Origin of the sequence: Pseudomonas sp. GW531-T4 (assembly GCF_017349615.1) — a bacterium.
Classification (GTDB): Bacteria; Pseudomonadota; Gammaproteobacteria; order Pseudomonadales; family Pseudomonadaceae; genus Aquipseudomonas; species Aquipseudomonas chlororaphis_I.
Window position 1 is genome coordinate 16,419 of sequence record NZ_JACMZT010000019.1, and the last position, 23,712, is coordinate 40,130.

Here is a 23,712-nt window from a genome sequence, read left to right on the forward strand (position 1 = left end):
CATCCTTTCGATGAGGGCCAGGGTCATGGCAGCTGCGCCTCCAGCGGCCCGCCCAGCACTTTCAGGTATTCCAGCAGCGCCCAGCGTTCCTCGGGTTGCAGCAGGCGGCCGATCACCCCGTCGCCACGCTTGCCCGAGCGGAACTCATGTCCACCGTTGTGGTTGCCACTGATCCGCGTATCGAACAGGAAGCCGTTCTTGAACGGTTCGGTACGGTAGCCCAGGTGCTTTGGATCGTATTCGAAGGTGCCTTTATAGAAGGTGCTGGCGCGTTCGTCCTGAGGCGAGAGCAACTGGTACAGGCTGGGCACCGAACCGTTGTGCAGGAAGGGCGGGGTGGCCCACACGCCAGCCAGCGGCCCGGCCTTGTAGGCCCGCAGTTCGCGAACGCCGATCGGCAGGCCGTAGCCGTCGAGCCGCGGGCGTTCGGCCGGGGTCACCTGGGCGTCCCGGTAGGCACGTTCTTCGACGAAGGCCGTGACATAGGCCAGGCCCTTGGCCACGGACAGCTGACGCATGTCCAGCGGCTCGTCGGGCGTTGGGTGCAACTCGACATTCGACTGGGCCAGCTCGGCGGCATCCCATTGCAGCGCGCTCAGGTCATAGCGCTGGTCGGCAATATTGTTGGCGGTATTGGGGTCGGTACCGATCACCGCAACCGGCAACATCTTCAGCTGCTGCACCGGACGCCCGTTGACTTCGGTGACCGACGGGACATGGCAACCCGCGCAGTTTTCCGCGAACAGTGCTCGCCCCTTGGCCGCCAGCGGCTTGTCGATGCTGCCGAACAGGCCTTCCGGCCAGGTCGGCGGTTTCAGCCGTTGCAGGGTTTCTTCGATGCGATTGAGGTCGCGCACCCGAACGCTCGACGGGTAGCGGGCATCGCCCTTGAGCGGCTGGCCCTGGGCATCGAAGAAATTCAGGGTGGCGCCGACGCCCAGAGCCTCGCCGATATTGCGGGCCATGGGTTGCTGGGCCGAGCCGTTCCACTGCACCCAGTCGAAGCTCCAGATGTCCCACAGCTGGGGGTAATCCACCGGCGCGTTGGCTACCCGATAGTTGTCGGGGGAGATGGCGTCGCCGAAGCTGGCGTTGGCGATCCGGCCAAAGGCATCGGTACGCCCGGGGCCTTCTTCGGTGGGGTAGAGGCCACGATGCGTGTCGTTCCAGGCGACGCGCAGGAAGGTGTCCAGCGATGCCTTGAAGTCCTTGCGCAGTTGTTCATGCTCGGCGTCGTAGTTCTGGCCCAGCACGTTGCGGGCGAACCGCTCGAATTTCCACGGGTTGTAATAGGTCGACGCCAGGCTGGCGACCAGTGCCTGGCCGAAGCTGCCGCCGCGCAGGGTCGGCACGCTGGAGGGCAGTACATGCTGCGCCGACCCGCCGTCGATCCGCAGGGCCTGCTGGTTGTAGCGCAGCTCGCCGGTGTGGCAGGCGGCGCAGGTGATGTCCAGGTACTGTTGTGGACTGCCAGGGTTCTGATGACGGGTGAAGCCGACCGGCAGGTTCGCCGGGTTATCGGCGCTGGCCTGCTGCGCCGGATCCACCAGGAAGCCGAAGCGGGCCAGGTACTGCGGGGCGGCGAAGCGTTGCGTGGAGAAGGGCAGTTCCAGGGCGGCGAACCACTCATAGCGCAAGCCTTTCACCTGAGTGCCCTGGGGCGTGAAGTAATAGGTCTGGCGGTCGGCGGCGCTCCATTGATCCTGATAATGCACCTGCCGGGCGGGCACATAGTCGGGCAATTTCGGATTGGCCGCGTAATACAGGACCACGGCCAGGGCGACGCCGATCAGGGCGAGGATCAGCAGCAAAACACGGGATAAGAGGCGCAAGATAAACATCCTTGTCGAGTTGTGGCTCTCTTATGCCTCAGGGCAAACTGCCGGGCAAGTGGCCATTACGTCCGGTGTCATGACTTTGTGTTCGAGGCGTTCTTTCCCGCACTCGTAGTATTGGCTGGCGAAATGCTTTTAAACACGTGAACTTATCGGACTAATCCGGCTCTCATGCCGGTAGCCATTGGTCGTGGCCGCCTGATAAGCTCGCGGCTTTACTCGAATGCCCTTTAGGCGCATGAACAAGGAAATAGCATGAAACAGCATCGGTTAGCGGCGGCGGTAGCCCTGGTTAGCCTGGTACTCGCGGGTTGTGACTCGCAGACCAGCGTGGAGCTGAAAACCCCGGCGCAGAAAGCTTCCTATGGTATCGGCCTGAACATGGGTAAAAGCCTTGCCCAGGAAGGTATGGATGACCTGGATTCCAAAGCGGTAGCCCAGGGCATCGAAGATGCCATCGGCAAGAAAGAACAGAAGCTGAAAGACGACGAACTGGTCGAAGCCTTCGCCGCGCTGCAAAAGCGTGCTGAAGAGCGCATGGCCAAGATCAGCGAAGAGTCGGCAGCAGCCGGCAAGAAATTCCTCGAAGAAAACGGCAAGAAGGCTGGCGTGACCACTACCGCCTCGGGCCTGCAGTACGAAGTGCTGAAGAAGGCCGATGGCGCCCAGCCTAAGCCGACCGACGTGGTGACTGTTCACTACACCGGCACCCTGACCAACGGCACTGTGTTCGACAGCTCGGTCGAGCGCGGCAGCCCGATCGATCTGCCGGTCAGCGGCGTGATTCCGGGCTGGGTCGAAGGCCTGCAACTGATGCACGTCGGCGAGAAGTACAAACTGTACATCCCGAGCGATCTGGCCTACGGCGCACAGAGCCCGAGCCCGGCCATTCCGGCCAACTCAGTGCTGGTGTTCGAGCTGGAACTGCTGGGTATCAAGGATCCAGCGAAACAAGACGACGCCAAGTAATCTTCGTCTGGTTCAATGACAACGCCCCGTCCTTACGGGGCGTTGTCGTATCTGGTCGTTGGTCCGGGAAAAAATGCGAACCCACGGCATAAGGCATAGTCTTAACAAGACGCGCTGCGGCTAGCCGCATGAAGCTGCCAAGTCAATGAAATTATGGGTTTTTTTATGTGAGTAAAAAACGCCCGATCTGAGCCGAGCCCTTGTAAAACGGGGCTTTCAGCTGTGAAAAGCGGCTCTGTTCACAAGGTTATCCACAATTTGTGTGGATAACATTTCAGTGGGAGTGACGATGAAAGCACCCTGGAATTTCGCCCGCTTCCTGCCCCTGGCCGGCCGCTTGCTCAGCCGTGGCCGGCTGCCGACCCTGTTGTTCGCCGTGGCCAGCAAAGGCGCCTTGCAAGGCGGCCGTCTCGGCAAGCTCAAGGACGATCTGCGCCTGCTGCAGGCCCTGTGCCTGGCTTACTGGCGTGGCGAGTACCGCGCCATCAGCCCCAAGGCGCTGCTGTCGGTGGTCGCGGGCCTGATGTACTTCCTCAGTCCGCTGGATGCCATCCCGGACTTCCTGCCCATGTTCGGCATGCTCGATGATATCGCTGTGCTGGCCTGGATCATGAAAACCCTGGACGGCGAACTCAGCGCCTTCCGCGCCTGGCGCAATCGCCAGCAACCGGAGAAGCTGGCGGTGGTCGAGCGTTTGCCCGACACCCCGGAACAACTGCAATTGGAAGGTCCGAAGAAAAACTGAGGTGAATTCGGATCCATACAACGATGCCCCCGCGACCTTAGTGACTGTTAGGATTACACTTCATAAGGAAAAGTCCGACTCGTTATGTGTCGTCCTACGGGGTAGTAATGGATATTCAGATAATTGCACGCGATGGCGAGCCCGAGTATGCGGTGCTGCCATGGGCTCAGTATCAGGCTTTGCTAAAGGCCGCAGGTATCACCGATCAATCTCCGCGAGAGGCCAGGGGACCTGTCGCGACCGCAGCCGACCAGCCACTTCCGGGTCTGGATCAACTCCGCAGTTTGCGTGAAACCAAGGGCATCGCCATCGAGGCGCTTGCCCGTACGGTAGGTATCAGTCCGTCATATCTGGCCATGATTGAAAGCGGTGAGCGTCAACCGGACGCCGCTATACGCCGTAGCCTGGCCTGGGAATTGACGGTTCCGGGTTGGAGGGATGAATCGTGAGCGTAAGGATCAGTCGTCAACATTGGGATGGCCTGTTGGGGGAACTCGACCAGGCCCGTCGGCAACGCCATCTTTTGACCTATCGCGCTCTGCTTGAGCGCTTGCAGCTACCCAGTCCCGCCATGCAGACCCTGACAGCGGCCCTCGAGCATCTGGCCGCGCTGGATGCGCGTGCGGAGCAGCCGTTGCGCAGTTCGCTGGTGATCAGCCAGGGGGCGAGCCGTTTGCCGCGCACCGGTTTTTTCGAGTGTGTGGAGCGCCTCGGGCGTTTTTCCGGGCCTTCCGACGGGGTGGCGGCCGCCTCATGGCATGCCTCGGAAGTGGTTCGTGTATTCGAGTACGAATACCCTGAGTCGGCGGAGGCCTGAGTGTACTGGCGCCTCAAGGCGCGGGCCGGCTACTGGCTGGCCCGCCGGTTGTTTCATTGGCCCTGGTTTGTGCGTCAACCCCGGGGCTGGCACTGGCTGGAGGGGCAACTGGCGCGCATGGCGAACCTGGGGGACGTCGGTGCGCAGAGCTTTTATGGCCATATCCTGACCTTTCGTGGCCAGGGCCTGGGGGCCCGTGAAGAAGGCATACGCCTGTTGCGTCTTGCCGGCTTGGCCGGGGACGCCAAGGCGGCCTATCAGATGGGCGTCATCAGCCTGGCCGGTTCACCCAGCAAGGCGGCGGATGCGGCAGAAGCGGCCCGTTGGTGGACCCTGGCGGCGAAGGCCGGGCACCCCTTGGCCGAGGTCAAGCTGGCGCAGCTGAATCCGTCGAGTACGCCGGATCCGCTAGCCGGTCCGCGCCAGCCGTAAAGCCGCCGGCCACCTGGCGGCTGTCGATCACATGAATGCTGTAGCCCGGCACGTTCTTGGCGTGGTGCTTGGCTTGCGAGGCCAGTTCGGCCAGCTGGCTGGCATCGAGTTGTCCACAGGCCTGTGGATACAGATGCACCACGCCAATGGACAGTGACAGCAAGGCGAACTCCTGGCGAATGCCCTGGCGGTTCGGGGCGATGAAGCAGCCGGCTTCCAGGTGTTCGCTGCGATAGAAGCGCCGGCACTGGCTGTGGAAATCGTCCAGCAGCTGGTTCAGGCGCTTTTGCCAGTCCTCGGGGCCCAATACCAGGAGAAAGTCGTCGCCGCCGATATGGCCGACGAAATCGCGGCTGGGGTCCACCCGGTCATTCAGGCACTGCGCCAGACACAGCAGCACTTCATCGCCACGGCCGTAGCCATAGATATCGTTGAAGGGCTTGAAGCTGTCGATATCCACGTAACAGATCAGTGATTCCCGCCCTTGTTGCAGCAGGTGGGTCAGGCACTGCTGGATCGGCACGTTGCCAGGCAGCAGGGTCAACGGGTTGGCATAACGCGCCTGCTGGATTTTCAGTTCGGTTATCAGCTTGAGCACATCGATCACCCGTCCCAGGCCCAGGTAGCCGCCGTTGAGGGTGATGATGAAATCCTCCTCGATCCGTTGCCGCGCGCGGCTGGTGATCAGGCGGCTGACCTGTTGCAGCGACTGGCTGAGCTCCACCGCGAGGAAGTCGTCGTTCATCAGGCGGCTGATGGGCTTGCGGGCAAACAGGTCGGTGGCGAAGGGCTTGAGCAGGGCGTCGGACAACGAATGGCGGTGCACGATGCCGCAGGGCTGGCCCTGTTCATCGAGCACCGCCAGCGAATTGAGGTTGGCCTGGCGGCGGAAGGCTTCCAGCACCGTGGCCGTCGGTATGTCGCGTGCTACCGCTGGTTGTTCGTTGAGCAGGGCACTGAGGTCGCTGCCTTCGTCGTTGAGCGTCGCGGGAGTGCTTTCGCGCTTGGGCAGCAGGTTGCGGCCATCGCGGGGCGGGTGCTCCTGGGGACGGCAGAGCAGGTAACCCTGCAGCAGGTCCACGCCCATTTCCGTGAGCACCGCCAGCTCTTCCGCCACTTCGATGCCCTCGGCGATCACCTGGGCGCGGGAGGCCTTGGCAATTTGCAGGATCGAACCGACGAACTCGCGCTTGAGGGCATCCTGGTGAATGCCGTCGATAAAGTGCCGGTCGATCTTCACGTAGTCCGGGCGCAGCTCGGACCACAGGCGCAGGCTCGAATAACCGGCGCCGAGGTCGTCCAGCGCGATCGAGAACCCCATGTCCCGATAGTGATGCAGCGCATCGTGCAGCAGCTGGAAGTCATCGATCGGCGTCTGTTCGGTGAGTTCGATCACCACCTGGCTCGGCGGGATACCGAAGTCCTGCAGCAATTGCAGGGTGCGCCCTGGCTGGTGGGCGGCTTCCAGCAGCGATTCCGGAGAGACGTTGAGAAACAGCTTGCCGGGCAACCGCTGCTCGCTGAAGCCCTTGCAGGCGCTCTGGCGGCAGGCGATTTCCAACTCGCTGAGGCGTCCGACCTGGCGGGCCACGGCAAACAGGGCGACAGGGGAGTGCAGCGGGCTGTTGGACGGGCCGCGGGTCAAGGCTTCGTAGCCGAGAATGCGCCGCTCGGAGAGACAGATGATCGGCTGGAACAGACTGTGCAAACCGCTTTGAGCCAGGATTGAGCTCAAGGCACTCAGCTGTTCGGTCGTGGTCATGGCGATCTCTGTCGATAAAAAAAGGACCGGGCGTGCCCTTGATTCAAGAGCAGCGCCCGGTCCTTTATTTCACGACAGAATGATGACTGTTTGATGACGCTCCGAGGAGCGTCAGCATTAAATTGCCATCATCTCAGTGCTTGGCTACCGCGGTGTTGAGCTTCAGGTAATCGAGGAGGATTCGCCCGGTTTCGCTCAGGTAAGCATCGTCTTCCGGCTTGGTCTTGTCCGGATCGGCGGCCGCGATGGCGTCTTCGTCTTCTTTCTTCAACTCCTTGAGCGGCTCTTCACCCTTGGCCTTGCGGCGGATGTTTTCCAGCGTCAGCTGCTTGGCCTCGATGTCGGCATGCTGCGCCCGACGCTCGGCTTCGTTGAGGCTGACGGTTTTTTCCGCCATCAGCTTCTTGGCCAGGGCCAGCTTGTCGCGGATGAAGACGAATTCGGCGTCCTTGGCCGAGCGCACGTCATGCTCGGATTTCAGCTGCGCGAGGAATGGCTTGAACGGATCCACCGCCGGCTTGATGGCCGGGCGAATGGTGTCCCACGGCATGGCTTCGGGCAGGGCGCTTTCGCCGATTTCCTTGGTGTCGATGATCGACGGGTAATCGATGTCCGGCAGCACGCCCTGATGCTGGGTGCTCTGCCCGGAAACCCGGTAGAACTTGGCCAGGGTCAGTTTCAGCTCGCCATGGTTGAGCGGCTGGATGGTCTGCACGGTGCCTTTGCCGAAGGTCTGGCCACCGATGATCAGCGCACGGTGATAGTCCTGCATCGCACCGGCGAAAATCTCCGAGGCCGAAGCCGAGAGACGGTTGACCAGCAGCGCCATCGGCCCTTTGTAGAAGGCACCAGGGTTTTCGTCTTCGAGCACGTCGACCCGGCCGTCGGCGTTACGCACCAGCACGGTAGGGCCCTTGTCGATGAACAGGCTGGTCAGCTCGGTGGCTTCCTGCAGGGAGCCGCCGCCGTTGTTGCGCAGGTCAATGACCACGCCGTCGACCTTGTCTTTCTGCAACTCGGTCAGCAGCTTCTTCACGTCACGGGTGGTGCTCTTGTAGTCCGGATCGCCGGCACGGAAGGCCTTGAAGTCCAGGTAGAAGGCCGGGATCTCGATGACCCCGAGCTTGTAGTCCTTGCCATCCTGCTTGAGGTTGAGGATCGACTTCTTCGCCGCCTGCTCCTCCAGCTTCACCGCTTCGCGGGTGATGGAGACGATCTTGCTGGTCTGGTCGTTCGGCGCGTTGCTCGCCGGGATGATTTCCAGGCGCACCACCGAGCCTTTCGGACCGCGGATCAGCTTGACCACTTCGTCCAGGCGCCAGCCGACCACGTCGACCATTTCCTTGTCGCCCTGGGCCACGCCGATGATCTTGTCCGCCGGAGCCACCTGCTTGGTCTTGTCCGCCGGGCCGGCCGGCACCAGGCGCACGACCTTGACCTGGTCGTTGTCGCTCTGCAATACGGCGCCGATGCCTTCCAGCGACAGGCTCATGTTGATGTCGAAGTTCTCCGCGTTATCCGGCGACAGATAGTTGGTGTGCGGGTCGTAGGACATGGCGAAGGTGTTGATGTACGCCTGGAAGATATCTTCGGCGCGGGTCTGGTCCAGGCGGGCGAGCTGATTCTTGTAGCGCTTGGTCAGCGTTTCCTGAATCTGCTTGGGTTCCTTGCCAGCGATCTTCATGCGCAGGACTTCGTCCTTGACGCGCTTGCGCCACAGGTCGTCGAGTTCCGCGGTGGTCTTGAGCCAAGGCGCGTCCTTGCGATCGATCAGCAAGGATTCCTTGGTAGTGAAGTCGAATTTGTCGACGCCTTTGCCCAGCTCGACCAGGGCGAAGTCCAGACGCGCCTTGACGCGGTCCAGGTAGCGCTTGTAGATGATGAAGCCGGCGTTCAGGTCACCGCTTTTCAGGAAGTCGTCGAACTGGGTTTTCCACTTGTCGAATTCCGCGATGTCACTGGCCATGAAGTAGCTGCGCGACGGGTCCAGCAGCTTCAGGTAGCTGTCATAGATGATCGCCGAGCGCGCGTCGTCCAGCGGTGGCTTGCTGTAGTGATGACGCTTGAGCAGCTCGACGACATTGAGGCTGGCAATTACCTCGTCGCGATCCGGCTGAAGTTTGTCCCAGCTATTGGCTGCGAACGTATTGGTCGACATCGGCAGCAGACCGAGACCAATGAAAAGAGCGAGGGCGGTGCTGGGGAACAAATGCTTCATGCTGATTCGACGCGGGGGCAATTGATAACGCATATTAGGCCGTCTTTGAAGTCGCCGGTTCCACAAGGGCCGGTCGCATAATGCAAAAAGCCCGGTGCTACAGCTCCGGGCTCAGTCCAGACTCACTATGGAGGCACTGTGAAAGCATTGCAAGGCGTTGAAGGTCATGTGGAGTGGGTTGAAGAGCCAAGTCCGACGTGCGACGTAGGACAAGTGCGAATCCGCGTGGCGGCCGCAGGGTTGAACCGGGCCGACCTGTTGCAACGGGCCGGGCTCTATCCGCCGCCACCGGGCGCCAGCAAGGTGCTGGGCCTGGAGTGCTCGGGCGTGATCAGCGAGGTCGGGCCGGGTTCGGCGTGGCAGGTCGGCGATCGGGTCTGCGCGCTGCTGGCCGGGGGCGGCATGGCTGAGGAAGTGGTGGTCGATGCCCGTCATGTCCTGCCGGTGCCGGAAGGACTGTCCCTGGCGGAAGCGGCGGCGCTGCCGGAGGTGTACAGCACCGCCTGGCTGAACCTGTTCCAGCTGGCGGCCCTCAAGCCGGGGGAAAAGGTCTTGCTGCACGCTGGCGCCAGCGGCGTCGGTTCGGCCGCGATCCAGTTGTGCAAGGCGTTTGGCAACCCATGCTGGGTCAGCGTCGGTTCCGCCGACCGCCTGGCCTACTGTGAAGCGCTGGGCGCCCAGGGCGGCGTGGTGCGCACCGATGGCCTGGAAGGGCTGCGGGATTTCGGGCCGTTCGATGTGATCCTGGATCCGGTCGGCGCCAACTATGCGGCGCACAACGTCAAGCTGCTGGCCCTGGACGGGCGCTGGGTGCTGATCGGGCTGATGGGCGGGCGCGAGGCCCAACTGGACCTGGCGCAGATCCTCGGCAAGCGCATCCAGTTGCTGGGCTCGACCCTGCGCAGCCGCAACGAACAGTTCAAGGCCGATCTGTTCAGCGACCTCAGCCAGCATGTGTGGCCGCTGTTCGCCGAAGGACGTTTGAGCCCGCAACTGGCCATGACCTTCCCGATCAAGGACGCCGAGGCGGCCTTTGCCGAGCTGGCGACCAACCAGGTGTCGGGCAAGCTGGTGCTGCTGATCGACGAAACGTTGGTCTGATCCTGTAGCCGCTGCCGCAGGCTGCGATCGCCCACAACGTGGGCGCAAGATCTGAAGATCGCTGAAGCCCTTCGGGCTTATCGCAGCCTGCGGCAGCGGCTTACAGTGGCGCTTATTTCCACTGGTGAATCGGCCAGCCGGCCTTTTCCGCGTGTTCGCGCAGCACCGGGTCCGGGTTGACCACGTGCGGGTAATCGACCTTCAGCAGCAACGGCAAATCGTTGCGCGAATCGGAATAGAAGCTCGCGCCCTCGAGGTTTTCTTCTTCGGCATCCAGCCATTCCAGCAGGCGGGTGACCTTGCCTTCGCGGTAGGTCAGGGTGCCCAGGGTATTACCGCTGTAGACCCCGTGCAGCACCTCCAGCTCGATCCCCAGGACTTCATCGATGCCCAGGCGTTCGGCGATGGGCTGGACCAGATGAGTGCCCGAGGCCGAGATCACCAGGATCCGGTCGCCGGCCTTGCGGTGTGCGGCGATGGCCTTGCAGGCGTCGCTGAAAATGATCGGCTCGATCACGTCCTCGACCCAGGGGCCGACCAGGTGCCCGACCTCTTCCGGGGTGCGGCCGGCCATCGGCTCCAGGCTGAAGGCCATGAACTCCTCCATGGCCAGCTTGCCGTGGCTGTAGGCGTCCATCAGTTCATTGTTGCGGCGCATGAAAGACTCGCTGTCGACCCAGCCCAGGCGCCCCATCTGTTCGCTCCAGAGGGTGGCGCAGTCGCCGTGGATCAGGGTCTCGTCCAGATCAAAAATTGCCAGGGCCATTAGTGCAGTTCTCTCCGAGAACAGCTTCAAGCTATAAGCTTCAAGCTGCAAGAATTGGTTTTAGGTGCTTAGCAGTCTATCTATAACTTGAAGCTCGCTGCTTGAAGCTTATCGCTGCCGTCAAGCTACCTCACAGAGGGCCGCGGGATCGATGGAAAGGGCCAGGCGTTGACCGTCGGGGTGCAGATCTTCCGGTGAGCGGTTCAATACATCCACCACCAGCTCCACGCCACGGGCCTCGACCCGGTAGCGGATCACGTTGCCCAGCAGGCTGTGGCTGCGGATCTGCGCGTCGGGTTCGCCGTCCTTGCGCAGTTCGATGGCCTCGGGGCGAATTGCGATACGCCCGTTGATCGGCCGCTGCAACAGCTTGCTGGCGCTTTCTGCATCCAGCAGGTTGTAGTTGCCGATGAAGCCTGCGGCGAACACATCCACCGGGGCGGTGTAGAGCGTCTCGGCGTCGCCGCTCTGGACGATCTTGCCCTGGTTCATCAGGAAGATGCGGTCGGACATGGTCAGGGCTTCTTCCTGGTCGTGGGTGACGAAAATCGTGGTCAGCCCCAGTTCGCGCTGGATCTGCCGGATCTGCTCGCGCAGGTGCTTGCGGATCCGTGCGTCCAGCGCCGACAGCGGCTCGTCCAGCAGCAACAGGCGCGGGCGGGTCACCAGCGAGCGGGCCAGGGCTACGCGCTGGCACTGGCCCCCGGACAGTTGATGGGGATAACGGCTGGCGAAGTCGTGCAGCTCCACCAGGCGCAGGACTTCGAGCACGCGCTTGTGGCTCTCGTCGGCGTTGACCTTCTGCATGCGCAGGCCGAAAGCCACGTTCTGTTCCACGGTCATGTTGGGGAACAGCGCATAGCTCTGGAACACCATGCCGATCCCGCGTTTCTGCGGGCTCAGGGGCACGATGTCGTGGCCGTCGAGGAGGATCTTGCCGGCGTCCACCGGGGTCAGGCCGGCGATGCAGCGCAGCAGGGTGGACTTGCCGCAGCCGGAGGGGCCGAGCAGGGTGACGAATTCGCCCTTGTGGATTTCGCAGTTGATGTCGCTGAACACCGGGGTGCCACTGTAATTTTTCTGCAGGTGTTGGACGCTGACGAAGCTCATTGGCTTTTGTCCTTGTTCAAGATGTTGGCGGCCCAGGTCAGAACCAGCACAAAGAAAAAGTAGGAAATCACCAGTGCGCTGGTGAAGTGGCCGCTGCTGTTGCGCATGTTGTTCAGGTAGACCTGCAGGGTTTCATAGCGGGTGCCCACCAGGATGTTGGCGAACACGAATTCGCCGAACAGGAACGAGAACGACAGCAACAGGGCCACCATCAGGCCCTTGCGCAGGTTCGGCAGCACCACCAGGAAAGCCGCCTGCCAGGTGCTGGCGCCCAGCAGCTGGGCAGCGTCCATCAGGTCGCGCAGGTTGATCGCCTGCAGGTTGTTGGTGATCGCCCGGTACATGAAGGGCAGGGCCACGGTGAAGTAGCAGCCGACGAGAATCCACGGCGTGCCAACCATGGCGAACGGCCCTGAACCGTAGAGTTGCAGCAGGCCCACCGAGGACACCACCGGCGGCACCGCGAACGGCAGCAGGATCAGGATGTTCATCAGCGCATCGAGCCGCGGGAAGTGGTAGTGCACCACGAACAGCAGCGGCAGGATCAGCACCACCGACAGGATCAGGGCGCCGACGCAGACCAGCAGCGACTGGCCGAAAGCGTGCAGGAAGCGCGGGTCGCTCCACAGCTGGATGTACCACTTGAAGGTAAAGCCGCTGGGCAGGATGGTCGCCGACCAGCTGCTGGCGATGGAGTAGACCAGGGTCCCGGCCAGCGGCAGCAGGAGGATGGCGAACAGCAGGTACACCACGAGCCGGTGATAGAGGGCGGCGGAGCCGGGTTCAGCGCGAGACATGGTAGCTCCTCTTCAACAGCAACTGATGGACGATGGTCACCAGGGTCATCAGCGCCACCAGGACCACGGCCAGGGCGCTGGCCATGTTCGGGTCCAGGGAGATGTCGCCGGAAACCATGGCGGCGATGCGGATCGGCAGCACGTTGAAGTTGCCGGTAGTTAGCGCATAGACCGTGGCATAGGCGCCCAGGGCGTTGGCCAGCAGGATGACGAAGGTCCCCAGCAGCGCCGGGGTCAGCACTGGCAGGCCGATGTGGCGCCAGAACTGCCAGCCGCTGGCGCCGAGTAAGGCCGCGGACTCGCGCCAGTCTTCGCGCAGGGCGTCGAAGGCCGGGTAGAGCAGCAGCACGCCGAGGGGGATCTGGAAGTAGGTGTAAAGGATGATCAGGCCGGTCTTGGAGTACAGGTTGAAGTCCTGAATGATCCCCGCCTGTTTGAGCATGATGGTGATGCTGCCGTTGAAACCCAGCAGGATGATGAAGGCGAACGCCAGGGGCACGCCGGCGAAGTTGCTGGTCATGTTGGCGAAGGCGTTGACGAAGTTGCGCAGCTTCGAGTCGACCCGGCGCAGCGAATAGCTGCCGAGAATCGCGATGACGATACCGAACAGGCTCGACCAGAAGCTGATTTCCAGGCTGTATTGGATGGCTTGCAGATAGAACCTGGAACTGAAGATCTTGTTGAAGTTGGCCAGGCCCCAGCCGAACTCTTCCGATTGCAGGCTGTTGACCAGCACCCAGAGCAGCGGGGCGATCTGGAACACGATGAAGAACAGGGCAAAGGGCAAGAGGCACAGGATCGCCAGCCATTTGCCACGGGTGAATGCATTCACTTCAGCAACTCCCGGCATACAGGTTTGTCGTGGGGCGCGCCGAGCAATTCGCAGATGGTGCCGCACAGCTCGGTCTGATCCGGGGTGGCGACGGGGCTGAAGCTGAACGCATCGCCGAGGACGAACAGCGGCACTTCCCGCTCCTCGGGTAACAGGCCGTTGTGGGAACGGTCGTTGTTCATGCCGTGGTCGGCCGTCACCAGCACCTGGTAGCCGGCGTCGAGCCAGCCTTGCAGGTAGTCGGCGAGGATGATGTCGGCCGAGCGTGCGCTGTTGCGGTATTGCGGGCTGTCGATGCCGTGCTTGTGCCCGGCATCGTCGATGTTCATCGGGTGCACCAGCAGAAAGTTTGGCGCATGGCGCAGCCGCAGGTGCTCGGCATCGGCGAACAGGTGGGAGTCGGGGTAATGGTCGTTCCAGTAGAAATGCCCGTGCTGGATCGGCAGCTTCTTGTTGTCGGTATGCCGGTCCCGGGCTGGCTCGAACGGTGAGCGGTTGTACAGCTCGCTGACCCAGTGATAGGCCGCGGCGGCGGTGCTGAGCCCAGCGGCGCTGGCATAGTGGAAAATGCTGCGCTGGTTGGACAGGCGCGAGACGTTGTTGTGCACGATGCCGCTGTCCAGCGGTGGCACCCCGGTCAGGATGCATTCGTAGAGCGGTCGGGACAGGGCCGGCAGTTCACATTCCAGCTTGTACAGCGCGGCGCGTCCTGCGCCGACGTAGGCCTGAAGGTGTCCCATGGCATGACGGGCGACCTCGTGGTTGAGGCCGTCGAGCACGACAAGGATGACGTTGTGTGGCATGGGGGGGGACTCCGCAAGACAACCAGGTGCCTGTAGGAGCGAGCTTGCTCGCGATGGCGTCTCTGCGGTTCCAGGGCAGACCGCAGTGCCTGGATCGCGAGCAAGCTCGCTCCTACAGATGCAGCATTACTGCATGTTGATGATCACTTCTTCCTGCCATTTCTGTGGCAGGGCCTTGGAGGTCTTCTCCCAGGCATCGGCGTCCTTGATCGGCGTGACTTTCTTGTACTGCTCGTTGGGCAGCAGGTTGGCCTGGACTTCGGCGGGCAGGGTCAGGTGCTCGGCGCGGATCGGACGCGCATTGCCGCGTGCCAGGTTGATCTGCCCGGCATCGCTGAAGATGTATTCACGGGTCAGCTTGGCTGCGTTCGGGTGCTTGGCGTATTTGTTGATGATAGTGGTGTAGCCGGAGATCACCGAGCCGTCCGACGGGATCAGCACGATGTAGTCGTCCTTGTTGACCATCTTGTTGCGGTAGCTCAGGCCGTTGAAGTCCCAGACCACGCCGACTTCCACTTCACCCTTTTCCATGGTGGCGATGGTCGGGTTGGCCAGCGACAGGCGCCCTTGCTTGGCGATCTCGGCGAACATCAGCAGGGCGGGCTGGATGTTCTTTTCATCGCCGCCCTTGGCGATGGCCGCGGCCAGCACGCCGTTGGCGGCCTGGGCGGCGGTGCTCACGTCGCCGATGGAGACCTTGTATTTGCCTTTCTCCAGGTCGGCCCAGCTTTTCGGCGCTTCGGAACCGTGCAGCAGCTTCTTGTTGATGATGAAGGCGATGGTTCCGGTGTAGGCCAGCGCCCAGTTGCCGTCCTTGTCCTTGGCCCAGTCCGGGACCTGGTCCCAGGTGCTTGGCTTGTAAGGCTGGACCACGCCCTGCTTGACCGCGATCGGGCCGAAGGCCGCGCCCACGTCGCCGATATCGGCGCTGGCGTTGTCTTTCTCGGCGGCGAACTTGGCGATCTCCTGGGCCGAACTCATGTCGGTGTCGATGTGCTTGAGGCCGTAGTTCCTGGCCAGGTCTTCCCAGGTCCCTTTCCAGTTGGCCCAGTCGTCGGGCATGCCGACGCTGTTGACGGCGCCTTCGGCTTTCGCCGCGGCTTCCAGGGTCTTCAAGTCGGTATCAGCGGCCATGGCGGCGGTGCACAGGGCGATGGTCGAGCCTAACAGTGATGCCAGGAAAAGCTGTTTCATCCGAAGCTCCTTTGGGCGTGTTCAACGCTGTGTTTGTCTAACGTTGTTGGTCTAGGTCAGCAATACCTGAGCCAATTTAAGCCGGCTGGATGACACTTTAATGTCGGCATCAGTCCTGCAAGGCATTCGCGGGCGGCAGGTGCGGGGCTGCGAGATAAGCGTAGACCAAGGCTAAGCGGCTGATATGAAAGGACTTGGCCAGCCAATTGCAGGCGTCTGGCACAGCCGTTGGGCGACTTTGTCATCTGTCAGTCATATGCATTGCCTAGGCTCTCGGTGAAGGCTGAGTGCCTTTTTTCCAGGCACGTTTTGCCCTGAAACAGTGCTGGTCTAGTCCAGATAGGTAACGTTGATGCGCGAAGAGGCAGTCAAGGCGGTGACAGCCATTGGGCAGGTCCTGCAGGAACAGATCGATCACGGGTTGTTGGCGCCCGGTAGCAAGCTGCCGGCCGAGCGCAAGCTCAGCGAGTTGTTCGGTACGACCCGGATTACCGTGCGCGAAGCCTTGTTGCAGCTGGAGGCCCAGGGCCAGATCTATCGCGAGGAGCGACGCGGCTGGTTCGTCTCGCCACCGCGGCTGGCCTACAACTTGATGCAGCGCAGCCACTTTCACGCGATGGTCAGTGCCCAGGGACGGGTGCCGTCGACCGAGATGATCTCGGCGCGCCTGCAACCGGCTTCAGCAGCGGTCTGTGCCTGGTTGCAGCTGCCGGCGCTGTCCAGCGTGATCCAGATCCGTCGGGTACGGCGCATCGACGAGCGCCTGGTGCTGTATGTGGAGCACTACCTCAATCCACAGTACTTTCCGGGCATCCTCGAATTCGACCTGAACCAGTCGATCACCGAGCTGTACGCGCGGCACTACGACCTGCATTACGGTCGGGTGCGTTTCGAGATCGTGCCGACTTCCTTGCCGGTGGAAGCCGCGGCGGCGCTGAAGGTGTCGGCGGGCAGTCCCGGGCTGCGGATCGCCCGGGTCAATTACGACCAGCACCAACGGCTGATCGACTGCGACCTGGAGTTCTGGCGCCACGATGCGATCCATGTCGGCGTCGATGTGGTCTGAGCCCGCTCCCGTTGCAGGAGCGGGCTTGCTCGCGATGACGCCAGGAGCGTTTCAATCCTTAGGGTTTGGCCCCGGCGAACAGATAATCGGTGGTCAATGACGCCAGGGTACGCACGCCCACCAGCAGCGCCGATTCATCGACAAAGAACCCCGGGTTGTGGTTCGGCGCGGCCTTGGCCATGTCCTGGTCCCGTGGCGTCACGCCGAGAAACACGAACAGCCCCGGCGCCTCCTTGGCATAGAAGGAAAAGTCTTCCGCGCCTCCCACCAACGGGCCCTGCACCACATCGTCCTTGGCCGCCCAGCGCAGGCTCGGCAGCATTTTCTCGGTCAGGGCCGGGTCGTTGATGGTCGGGTCGTACTTCTCGATGATGCTTACCTCGGCCTTGGCGCCACCGCTTTCGGCGATCTTTTCCACGGTCTGGCGCACATCGCTGTGCAGCTTCTGGCGGATGCCATAGTCGTAGGAGCGGATGGTGCCGGTCATGTCCAGCGACTCGGGGATGATGTTGTAGCGCGTGCCGCCGTTGATGGTGCCGATGCTGACCACCGAGGGGAACGATGAGATATCGGTGCGCCGGCTGACCACGGTTTGCAGTCCGACCACGGTCTGGGCGCCGACCGTGATCGGGTCGATGCCGTCCCAGGGGTGGCCGGCGTGGGTCTGCTTGCCGAGGATCCTGATACGCAGGTCGTCGGAGCTGGCCAGGGTCGGGCCCGGGCGATAGGCGATGCGCCCGGCCGGAATCCCGGCCCAGACATGCAGGCCGAACACCGCGTCCGGCTTGGGCGATTTCATGACGCCTTCCTGCACCATCATCTTCGCGCCCCAGGTGTTCTTGCCGTCGGGGACGAAATCGCTCGGGCCTTCTTCGGCGGGCTGGAAATAGAACACCACGGTGCCGGGCAGGCGCTCGCGCATGTCGCTGAGGATTTTCGCCGTGCTCAGCAGGATGGCGGTGTGGGCGTCATGGCCGCAGGCGTGCATGACGTCCACTTCCTTGTCCAGGTAGCGCCCCTTGGCCTTGGAGGCGAACGGCAGGTCCGCGACTTCCTTGACCGGCAGCGCGTCCATGTCGGCGCGCAGGGCCACGGTCGGGCCGGGCAGGGCGCCCTTGAGCACCGCCACCACGCCGGTACGGGCGACGCCGGTCTTGACCTCCAGGCCCAGGGCGCGCAATTGCGTGGCCACCAGTTCGGCGGTGCGTTGTTCGGTGTTGCCGAGTTCCGGGTGGGCGTGGATATCGCGACGGGTTTCCAGCAGCGCCGGCTCCAGGGCCTTGGCCTGTTCGGCGATGTGCTGGCGGGCCTGTTCCATGGCGCTGTCGTCGACGGCGTTGGCGGCCTGGCTGGACAAGGCCAGGACGCCGATCAGGCAGGCTTGGGCGATAGCGGATAGCTGCATAGGGACTCTCTCCATGATTATTGTTGTGCTGCTCAGGTGGCAAAACCTGTGACCGCCCCAACCGTGGAGAGTGCGGCCGCGCCCTTGCCAGTACGCGGCCGGACGCCTTACTCCTCTTGCTGGGGCCCGCCGCCGGCGGTGATCACTTGCACGCTCATGCGTGGCGTGGCCAGGTCCATTCCGGCTTCGTCGAGGTGGCGCTTGAGGGACAGGTTGAAGGCCCGTGACACCTCCCATTGCTTGATCGGCGCGGTCTTGAAGCGGGCGCGCAGAATCGCGTTGCCAGACTCGAAGCTTTCCACCCCCTGGAACTCCAGCGGCGACCAGATGTTGCGCCGTTGCAGCGGGTCGGTGCGCATCTTCTGGCCGACATCGCGCATCAGCTTGATGGCCTCGTCTATGTCCATGTTGTACGGAATGGCCACCCGGAAGATCGCGTAGCCGAACTCCCGGGAGTAGTTCTTGATGCTCTTGATTTCGCTGAACGGGATGGTGTGCACGATGCCGTCGATGTCCCGCAGGCGCACGGTGCGGATGGTCAGGCCTTCGACGGTACCCAGGTGGCCGCCGACGTCCACGTAGTCGTCGATGGCCAGGGAGTCCTCGATGATGATGAACAGGCCGGTGATCAGGTCGGCCACCAGCGACTGGGCGCCAAAACCGATGGCCAGGCCGATCACACCGGCACCGGCCAGCAGCGGCGTGACGTTCATACCCATGTTCGCCAGGGCGACGATCAGGGCGATGATGAAGATCGCCACGAACAGCACGTTGCGGATCAGCGGCATCATGGTCTGCGCCCGGGCATTGGCCAGGCCTTTGCGCGAACGGGTCAGGGCGTGATGCACCGCGGTGTCGCTGAGGATCCAGATCAGCCAGGCGAACAGCAGGGTGCCGCCGAGGCTGAACAGCTTGACGCTGATTTCGTGGCCGTCGCCTTCGGTGAAGCGGATCAGCGACATGCCCCAGACCCGCAGGCCGAGTTCGATGAATACCAGCCATACCATCAGGTGGGCGAGGGTGTAGAAGAAGCCTTTCAGGCGCTCGGAGTACAGGGCGTGGCGCTTGTGCCCGCGCTGGGGCTTGAGGGAATGGCGGCGCACCAGGCCGTTGATCACCATGCACAGCACCAGCAGCACGGTGCAGATCAGCGACTGGCGCAGGGCAGTGCTGGTGTCGCCGGCGGAAATGAAGGTGGCGAACAGGGAGATGGCCACCAGCACCAGCGCTGGCAGGTACCAGAAGGTGCCGATGATCTCGATGGTGTCGCTCAGGGCGCGGCGGGTCAAGCGCCGGGACAGCGGCTGGTTGCGGATCAGGTGCGCGATCGGCCGCCGGAAACGCAGGATGAACACGCCGGTGGACAAGGCCGCCATAACATTGGCGAAGGTGGCCGCGGTGTGCGCCAGGTGGCTGCCCAGGCTGGCGATCAATCGTGGGTCGCTCAAGGCCTCGCCGAAGGCGGCGAAACTGCCGATCAGCCACAATGGGCGGAACGCCTGGCGGCGCAGAATGTACAGCGCGCGGTGACGGTTCGGACCGTCCAGCACGGAAAAGGCGATCACGCAGATCGCCGAGAAACAGGTGCCGACCACCAGTGCATAAGCCAGGACCATGGCCAGGTCCTTGCCCAGGGACGACGGCAGTTTGTAGGTCATGTACACGGTCATGATCAGCGCGATCAGCCAGGGCCCCAGTTTGCGCAGGGCGAAGCGCAGCAGGTCCCAGGTCTTGGGGTGCTGCGGCAGTTCTTCGGTGAGGCCGAAACGCTCCCGCAGGCGGTGGCTGAGCCAGATCAGCGCCGCCGCCAGCAGGCTCCAGACCATCAGGATCAGGGCGAAGGCGAAGATGATCGGCAGCCATTCGCTGGCCGGCAGCATCAGGGCCGCCAGTTCATCCTGGGCCTGATCGAATTCGTTCGACCAGCGGGTGATCGGGCTGTCGGCGCCGGAGAACTGTTTTTCGAAGCTGGACAGGGTGCCGCCGATTAGGCCGAGCACGCCTTCTTCGGCGGGCGTCTGGGCTTTTTTCGTGGCGTCGCGGAGCTTTTTCAGGTCGGTCAGCAACTGGCTGCGTTGCTGGTCGTTTTCCAGGGATTTGATGACCTCGTCCAGCGACTGTCCCAGGGGCTGCTCGGCTTGTGGCTGGGTTTTACCGCTGTTGAGCAGGCCCGGCAGACCCACCGCCTGGGCCGATGACAGCGGCAATAGTGTCAGGAGACAGAGAAACAGGCAGTAGGGCAGAGCGGAAAGACGAGCGAACACTGGGCGGTCAACCTCAGAAAAAGCGGATCGACCGAGTGTACGAGGCAGCTAATACCAATGCGAGCCTGGACGGCGCATTTTATTCGGCGAGTTTGGCGAGGATCTTGTAGATCACGGTGCCAAGGATCAGCAGCATACCGGCCCACATGCTGAAGATGCCGGCATTCTTGTCGCGGAAGTTGTAGCCGATGGCCAGCAGGATCATCCCCGAGAGAATGGGAATGAGCATGGCGTGGAACGAAGACATCGAGATCATGGCGACAGCCTTGTCGGAGGGGATACTCACCAGTCTAGGTGGCTTTGGCGGAGTTCGGGTTGATGTGCATCAGAAATGCCTCGATGCCTGGATTTTCGCGTCTTGTAGGAGCGAAGCTTGCTCGCGATGGCGGCGACGCGGAGGTACTGGACGACCGCATCATCGTTCATCGCGAGCAAGCTTCGCTCCTACAGAAGAGAGCTTACGGCAGGTCGCGGCTGGCGTAGAACGCGCTCAGTACCTTCACCAGATGCGCCAGGTCGTGGCTGCCACACAGTTCGCGGATCGAGTGCATGGCGAAGGTCGGCAGGCCGATATCCACGGTGCGCACGCCCAGGTGGCTGGCGGTGATCGGGCCGATGGTCGAGCCGCAGCCCATGTCGCTGCGCACCACGAAGCTTTGCACCGGCACTTCCTCGGCCATGCACAGATGGCGAAAGAAACCGGCGGTTTCGCTGTTGGTGGCGTAGCGCTGGTTGCTGTTGACCTTGATCACCGGGCCGGCATTGAGTTTCGGGCCGTGATTGGCATCGTGCTTGTCGGCGTAGTTGGGGTGCACGCCGTGGGCATTGTCGGCCGAGACCAGCAGCGACTTCTGGATGGTACGCACGAATTCGTCGCCTTCGGGCAGCAGGCGGCGCAGGGTCTGCTCGAGCATCGGGCCGTCGGCGCCGCAGGCCGAGCAGGAGCCGACTTCTTCGTGGTCGTTGCAGACCAGCACGCAGGTTTCCTCGGTGTCGGCGTTGAGCAAGGCTTGCAGGCCGGCGTAGCAGGACAGCAGGTTGTCCAGGCGCGCGCCAGCGATGAAGTCGCCGTGCAGGCCGATCACCGCGGCGCTTTGGGTGTCGTAGAAGCTCAGCTCGTAATCGAGCACCACATCGGCGTTCAGGCCGTGTTCGCGGGCCAACTGGTCGGTCAGCACCGCGCGGAAGTCGACCCGCTCGTCGCCGGCGAATTGCGCGAGGATCGGCGGCAACTCGGTCTGGGCATTGATGGCCCAGCCCTGGTTGGCTTCGCGATTGAGGTGAATGGCCAGGTTGGGGATGATCGCGATGGGCGCCTTGAAGTCGATCAGCTGGCTTTCGACCTTGCCGTCGCGACGGAAGGTGACGCGGCCGGCCAGCGACAGGTCGCGGTCGAACCAGGGCGCCAGCAAGGCGCCGCCGTAGACTTCCACGCCCAGTTGCCAGAAGCCCTGGCGTTGCAGCTCCGGTTGCGGCTTGACCCGCAGGCACGGGCTGTCGGTGTGCGCGCCGACCATGCGGATCCCGCCTTGCAGGGGCGAATGCCGACCCAGCTTGACGGCCACGATGGAGGAGTCATTGCGGGTGACGTAGTAGCGACCGTTGGCTTCGGTGGTCCACGGCTCGCGCTCGTCGAGACGCTGGTAGCCCGCGGCCTCCAGACGTTGAACGAGGCTGGCGGTTGCATGGAAAGGGGTAGGGGAGGCCTTGAGGAAGTCGATCAGGCCCTGGTTCAACTCTTCGCGCATAAGTAACTCCAGACAGCAGTGGCGCGAGTTTACCGTATCGGCTCGCGGCATTGCAGGCGCAATGCCGTTGAGGGAGACAACATTCATCGCGGCAGGGAGAACGGCTCAGCCGGTGATCAGGTTGCCTTTGAGGAACACTTCGCGGCGTTGTTTGCGGCCCACATATTCATGCTTGCTGGCCTGGTAAATCTGGTTGAATTTCTCTGCGCAAATGCCCGGCAGTTGATCGAGGTATTCCTCCACCAGCGCGTCGTACTGCGCTTCGGTGATCAGTTTGTAGACTTCGCGACGGTAGAAGAACCCCAACTGAAAACCCAGGGTTTCGCTGGGATGGGGCGTGATGGTCGCGAAGCAGTTCTCGAAGTCGATGGCCTTGAGTGGAGCCTGGGGGCTGATCATGATGTTGCCGGCCCAGAAGTCCATGTGGGTGATGTTCTTTTGCGCGAGGGAGTGCAGCAGGCCGAATGCATCGCGGATAAAGGGCTCGATCTTGTCCGGGTTGTTGCGCAACCACTGTACGCCGTCGACGTAATCGTCCAGCAGGCGGGTAAGGATGAAGTATTCCTGTACCAGTCCCAGGCGATCCCGGGTATAGCCGAATCCTTCAAGGTCGGACATCTGTACGCCGCGTCGCTGGGCTTCGACGGTGTTGATCAGCTCTTCCAGCGGCCAGTCGAAGCGGCCGTTGCGCTGGGGCTTGCCCAGGGTGACGCGAACTTTCGCCTTGAGTGTATCCAGAGGCTGCACCTTGGCGAACAGCGGTGTCTCGCCGTTCGCCAAAGGGGCGCTGGCGCGGGTCTGTTTGTGTGCGTGACGTTGGCGGATGAGTTGTTCGAGGGCTGTGCAGGCGTTTGCCGAAGGTTTTTCGCGAAGGTGCAGGGTGGTATTCAGAAAGCAGAAGGTGAAAGGGTAATCGCGTTGAAATGGCTGAGTGCTGAGCACGGGGGCTTCCTGCCTTAATGTCGAATAGCCACTATTTTAATATTTTTTTCACAAATCCATAACAAATTATTCAGATTAATCTTAATTTTTGGTCGGATTTTTCTGAGGTTGTATGCCCTCAATCGAGGGGCGTCCCGCTACGGTGGCCGCTCTCGATCAGAACGGTGCCGGGCATTCGAAGCGCAGGCGTTCGCCACTCTGCGGATGGGTGAAGCTGAGCATGCTGGCGTGCAGGCACAGGCGTGGCCAGGCGGCCAGCGCTTGTGGATGCGCATACAGACCGTCGCCCAGCAGCGGGTGACCGATGGACAGCATATGCACCCGCAACTGGTGCGAGCGCCCGGTGATCGGGGTCAACTCGACACGGCACCAGTCGCCGCAACGTTCCAGCACGCGCCAGAAAGTCAGGGCGTTCTTGCCGAATTCGTGGTCCACCACGTGCCGCGGTTTGGTCGGCGGGTCGTAGCGCAGTGGCAGGTCGATGCTGCCGCTGTCCAGTTCCGGTTGGCCCCAGCACAATGCGGTGTAGGCTTTTTCGGTCTCGCGGTCGTGAAATTGCCGGGACAGTTCGCGGTGGGTATCGGGGTCGCGGGCCAGCAGGATGATGCCGGAGGTTTCCCAGTCCAGCCGGTGGACGATGCGGGCTTCCGGGTAGCCGTTTTCCTGCAGGCGGGTGATCAGGCAATCCTTGTTGTCATCGGCCCGGCCAGGCACTGAGAGCAGCAGGGTAGGTTTGTCCACCACCAGGACAGCGGCGTCCTGGTGAATGATGCGGATATTCGACAGCGGCATTAAAACAGCCTCGTAACAAACGCCAACGGCGGCTCGATCAGCCCGGCTTCTACAGGAGCAGGCTTGCTCCTGTAGAAAAACCGAGGGATCGAGCCGCCGTGGCTCCAGCCTGGT

22 protein-coding genes are annotated in these 23,712 nt (G+C 62.4%); 7 read left to right on the forward strand and 15 right to left on the reverse strand.

Features of this window, described 5'->3' with window-relative positions:
- Window positions 1-23 precede the first annotated feature (23 nt).
- Entirely contained in the window at window positions 24-1,832 is a 1,809-nt protein-coding gene (locus J4D28_RS16645; protein ID WP_009050236.1) for a di-heme-cytochrome C peroxidase, read from the reverse strand.
- A gap of 258 nt (window positions 1,833-2,090) precedes the next feature.
- Between J4D28_RS16645 and J4D28_RS16650 the strand changes: the two genes are divergently transcribed.
- From J4D28_RS16650 to J4D28_RS16670, 5 genes are all read left to right on the forward strand, one after another.
- A complete protein-coding gene (locus tag J4D28_RS16650; protein WP_007927823.1) occupies window positions 2,091-2,804 on the forward strand; it encodes an FKBP-type peptidyl-prolyl cis-trans isomerase in 714 nt (237 codons plus the stop codon).
- Between the two features lie 289 nt (window positions 2,805-3,093).
- Window positions 3,094-3,549, forward strand: a complete 456-nt coding sequence (locus tag J4D28_RS16655; protein ID WP_007927824.1) for a YkvA family protein — start codon at window positions 3,094-3,096, stop codon at window positions 3,547-3,549.
- 107 nt (window positions 3,550-3,656) lie between these two features.
- A complete protein-coding gene (locus tag J4D28_RS16660) occupies window positions 3,657-3,998 on the forward strand; it encodes a helix-turn-helix domain-containing protein (protein ID WP_028683112.1) in 342 nt (113 codons plus the stop codon).
- A complete protein-coding gene (locus J4D28_RS16665; RefSeq protein WP_003179080.1) occupies window positions 3,995-4,366 on the forward strand; it encodes a hypothetical protein in 372 nt (123 codons plus the stop codon). Before J4D28_RS16660 ends, J4D28_RS16665 begins: the two co-directional genes overlap by 4 nt.
- Window positions 4,367-4,798, forward strand: a complete 432-nt coding sequence (locus J4D28_RS16670; protein ID WP_038634234.1) for a hypothetical protein — start codon at window positions 4,367-4,369, stop codon at window positions 4,796-4,798.
- On the opposite strand, the gene J4D28_RS16675 is transcribed toward J4D28_RS16670, so the two are convergent.
- Window positions 4,734-6,560: a bifunctional diguanylate cyclase/phosphodiesterase gene (locus J4D28_RS16675; protein ID WP_009050234.1), complete on the reverse strand. Its 1,827-nt coding sequence runs from the start codon at window positions 6,558-6,560 to the stop codon at window positions 4,734-4,736. The two genes, J4D28_RS16670 and J4D28_RS16675, sit on opposite strands and share 65 nt — an antisense overlap.
- 133 nt (window positions 6,561-6,693) lie before the next feature.
- The gene (locus tag J4D28_RS16680) at window positions 6,694-8,778 is read right to left on the reverse strand and encodes a carboxy terminal-processing peptidase (RefSeq protein ID WP_177477884.1); all 2,085 of its coding nucleotides are present in this window, start codon (window positions 8,776-8,778) and stop codon (window positions 6,694-6,696) included.
- A 138-nt stretch (window positions 8,779-8,916) separates the two neighbouring features.
- On the opposite strand from J4D28_RS16680, the gene J4D28_RS16685 reads away from it, so the two are divergent.
- Window positions 8,917-9,879: a zinc-binding dehydrogenase gene (locus tag J4D28_RS16685; protein ID WP_009050232.1), complete on the forward strand. Its 963-nt coding sequence runs from the start codon at window positions 8,917-8,919 to the stop codon at window positions 9,877-9,879.
- Between the two features lie 112 nt (window positions 9,880-9,991).
- Here J4D28_RS16685 and J4D28_RS16690 read toward each other — a convergent pair whose 3' ends face one another.
- From J4D28_RS16690 to J4D28_RS16715, 6 genes are all read right to left on the reverse strand, one after another.
- Window positions 9,992-10,645 carry an HAD family phosphatase gene (locus J4D28_RS16690; RefSeq protein ID WP_009045076.1) on the reverse strand — a complete coding sequence of 218 codons (654 nt, stop codon included), beginning with the start codon at window positions 10,643-10,645 and terminating at the stop codon, window positions 9,992-9,994.
- Window positions 10,646-10,765: 120 nt separating this feature from the next.
- Entirely contained in the window at window positions 10,766-11,755 is a 990-nt protein-coding gene (locus tag J4D28_RS16695) for an ABC transporter ATP-binding protein (protein ID WP_028683109.1), read from the reverse strand.
- Window positions 11,752-12,552, reverse strand: a complete 801-nt coding sequence (locus J4D28_RS16700; RefSeq protein WP_009050230.1) for an ABC transporter permease — start codon at window positions 12,550-12,552, stop codon at window positions 11,752-11,754. The genes J4D28_RS16695 and J4D28_RS16700 overlap by 4 nt, the downstream gene beginning before the upstream one ends.
- Window positions 12,539-13,384: an ABC transporter permease subunit gene (locus J4D28_RS16705; protein ID WP_009050229.1), complete on the reverse strand. Its 846-nt coding sequence runs from the start codon at window positions 13,382-13,384 to the stop codon at window positions 12,539-12,541. Before J4D28_RS16705 ends, J4D28_RS16700 begins: the two co-directional genes overlap by 14 nt.
- Window positions 13,381-14,187, reverse strand: a complete 807-nt coding sequence (locus tag J4D28_RS16710) for an alkaline phosphatase family protein (protein ID WP_103331208.1) — start codon at window positions 14,185-14,187, stop codon at window positions 13,381-13,383. Before J4D28_RS16710 ends, J4D28_RS16705 begins: the two co-directional genes overlap by 4 nt.
- A 126-nt stretch (window positions 14,188-14,313) precedes the next feature.
- A complete protein-coding gene (locus J4D28_RS16715) occupies window positions 14,314-15,381 on the reverse strand; it encodes an ABC transporter substrate-binding protein (RefSeq protein WP_009050227.1) in 1,068 nt (355 codons plus the stop codon).
- A 352-nt stretch (window positions 15,382-15,733) separates the two neighbouring features.
- Here J4D28_RS16715 and phnR point away from each other — a divergent pair, with 352 nt between their 5' ends.
- Complete coding sequence (gene phnR, locus J4D28_RS16720) at window positions 15,734-16,447, forward strand: phosphonate utilization transcriptional regulator PhnR (RefSeq protein WP_009050226.1); 714 nt, start codon at window positions 15,734-15,736, stop codon at window positions 16,445-16,447.
- A gap of 58 nt (window positions 16,448-16,505) precedes the next feature.
- Here the strand turns inward: phnR and J4D28_RS16725 are convergent, their stop codons facing one another.
- The 6 genes from J4D28_RS16725 to J4D28_RS16750 all read right to left on the reverse strand — a co-directional run bounded on the left by J4D28_RS16725 (window position 16,506) and on the right by J4D28_RS16750 (window position 23,598).
- Window positions 16,506-17,852: an amidohydrolase gene (locus tag J4D28_RS16725; protein ID WP_103331206.1), complete on the reverse strand. Its 1,347-nt coding sequence runs from the start codon at window positions 17,850-17,852 to the stop codon at window positions 16,506-16,508.
- A gap of 107 nt (window positions 17,853-17,959) precedes the next feature.
- Window positions 17,960-20,116 (reverse strand): mechanosensitive ion channel family protein, encoded by a 2,157-nt coding sequence (locus J4D28_RS16730; RefSeq protein ID WP_029527109.1) that lies wholly within the window; start codon window positions 20,114-20,116, stop codon window positions 17,960-17,962.
- 79 nt (window positions 20,117-20,195) lie between these two features.
- The gene (locus J4D28_RS16735) at window positions 20,196-20,372 is read right to left on the reverse strand and encodes a hypothetical protein (RefSeq protein ID WP_007927853.1); all 177 of its coding nucleotides are present in this window, start codon (window positions 20,370-20,372) and stop codon (window positions 20,196-20,198) included.
- A gap of 202 nt (window positions 20,373-20,574) precedes the next feature.
- A complete protein-coding gene (locus tag J4D28_RS16740; RefSeq protein ID WP_007928670.1) occupies window positions 20,575-21,864 on the reverse strand; it encodes a M18 family aminopeptidase in 1,290 nt (429 codons plus the stop codon).
- 105 nt (window positions 21,865-21,969) lie between these two features.
- Window positions 21,970-22,806 carry a hypothetical protein gene (locus tag J4D28_RS16745; RefSeq protein WP_103331205.1) on the reverse strand — a complete coding sequence of 279 codons (837 nt, stop codon included), beginning with the start codon at window positions 22,804-22,806 and terminating at the stop codon, window positions 21,970-21,972.
- Between the two features lie 156 nt (window positions 22,807-22,962).
- Entirely contained in the window at window positions 22,963-23,598 is a 636-nt protein-coding gene (locus tag J4D28_RS16750) for an RluA family pseudouridine synthase (RefSeq protein WP_007928667.1), read from the reverse strand.
- Window positions 23,599-23,712 lie beyond the last annotated feature (114 nt).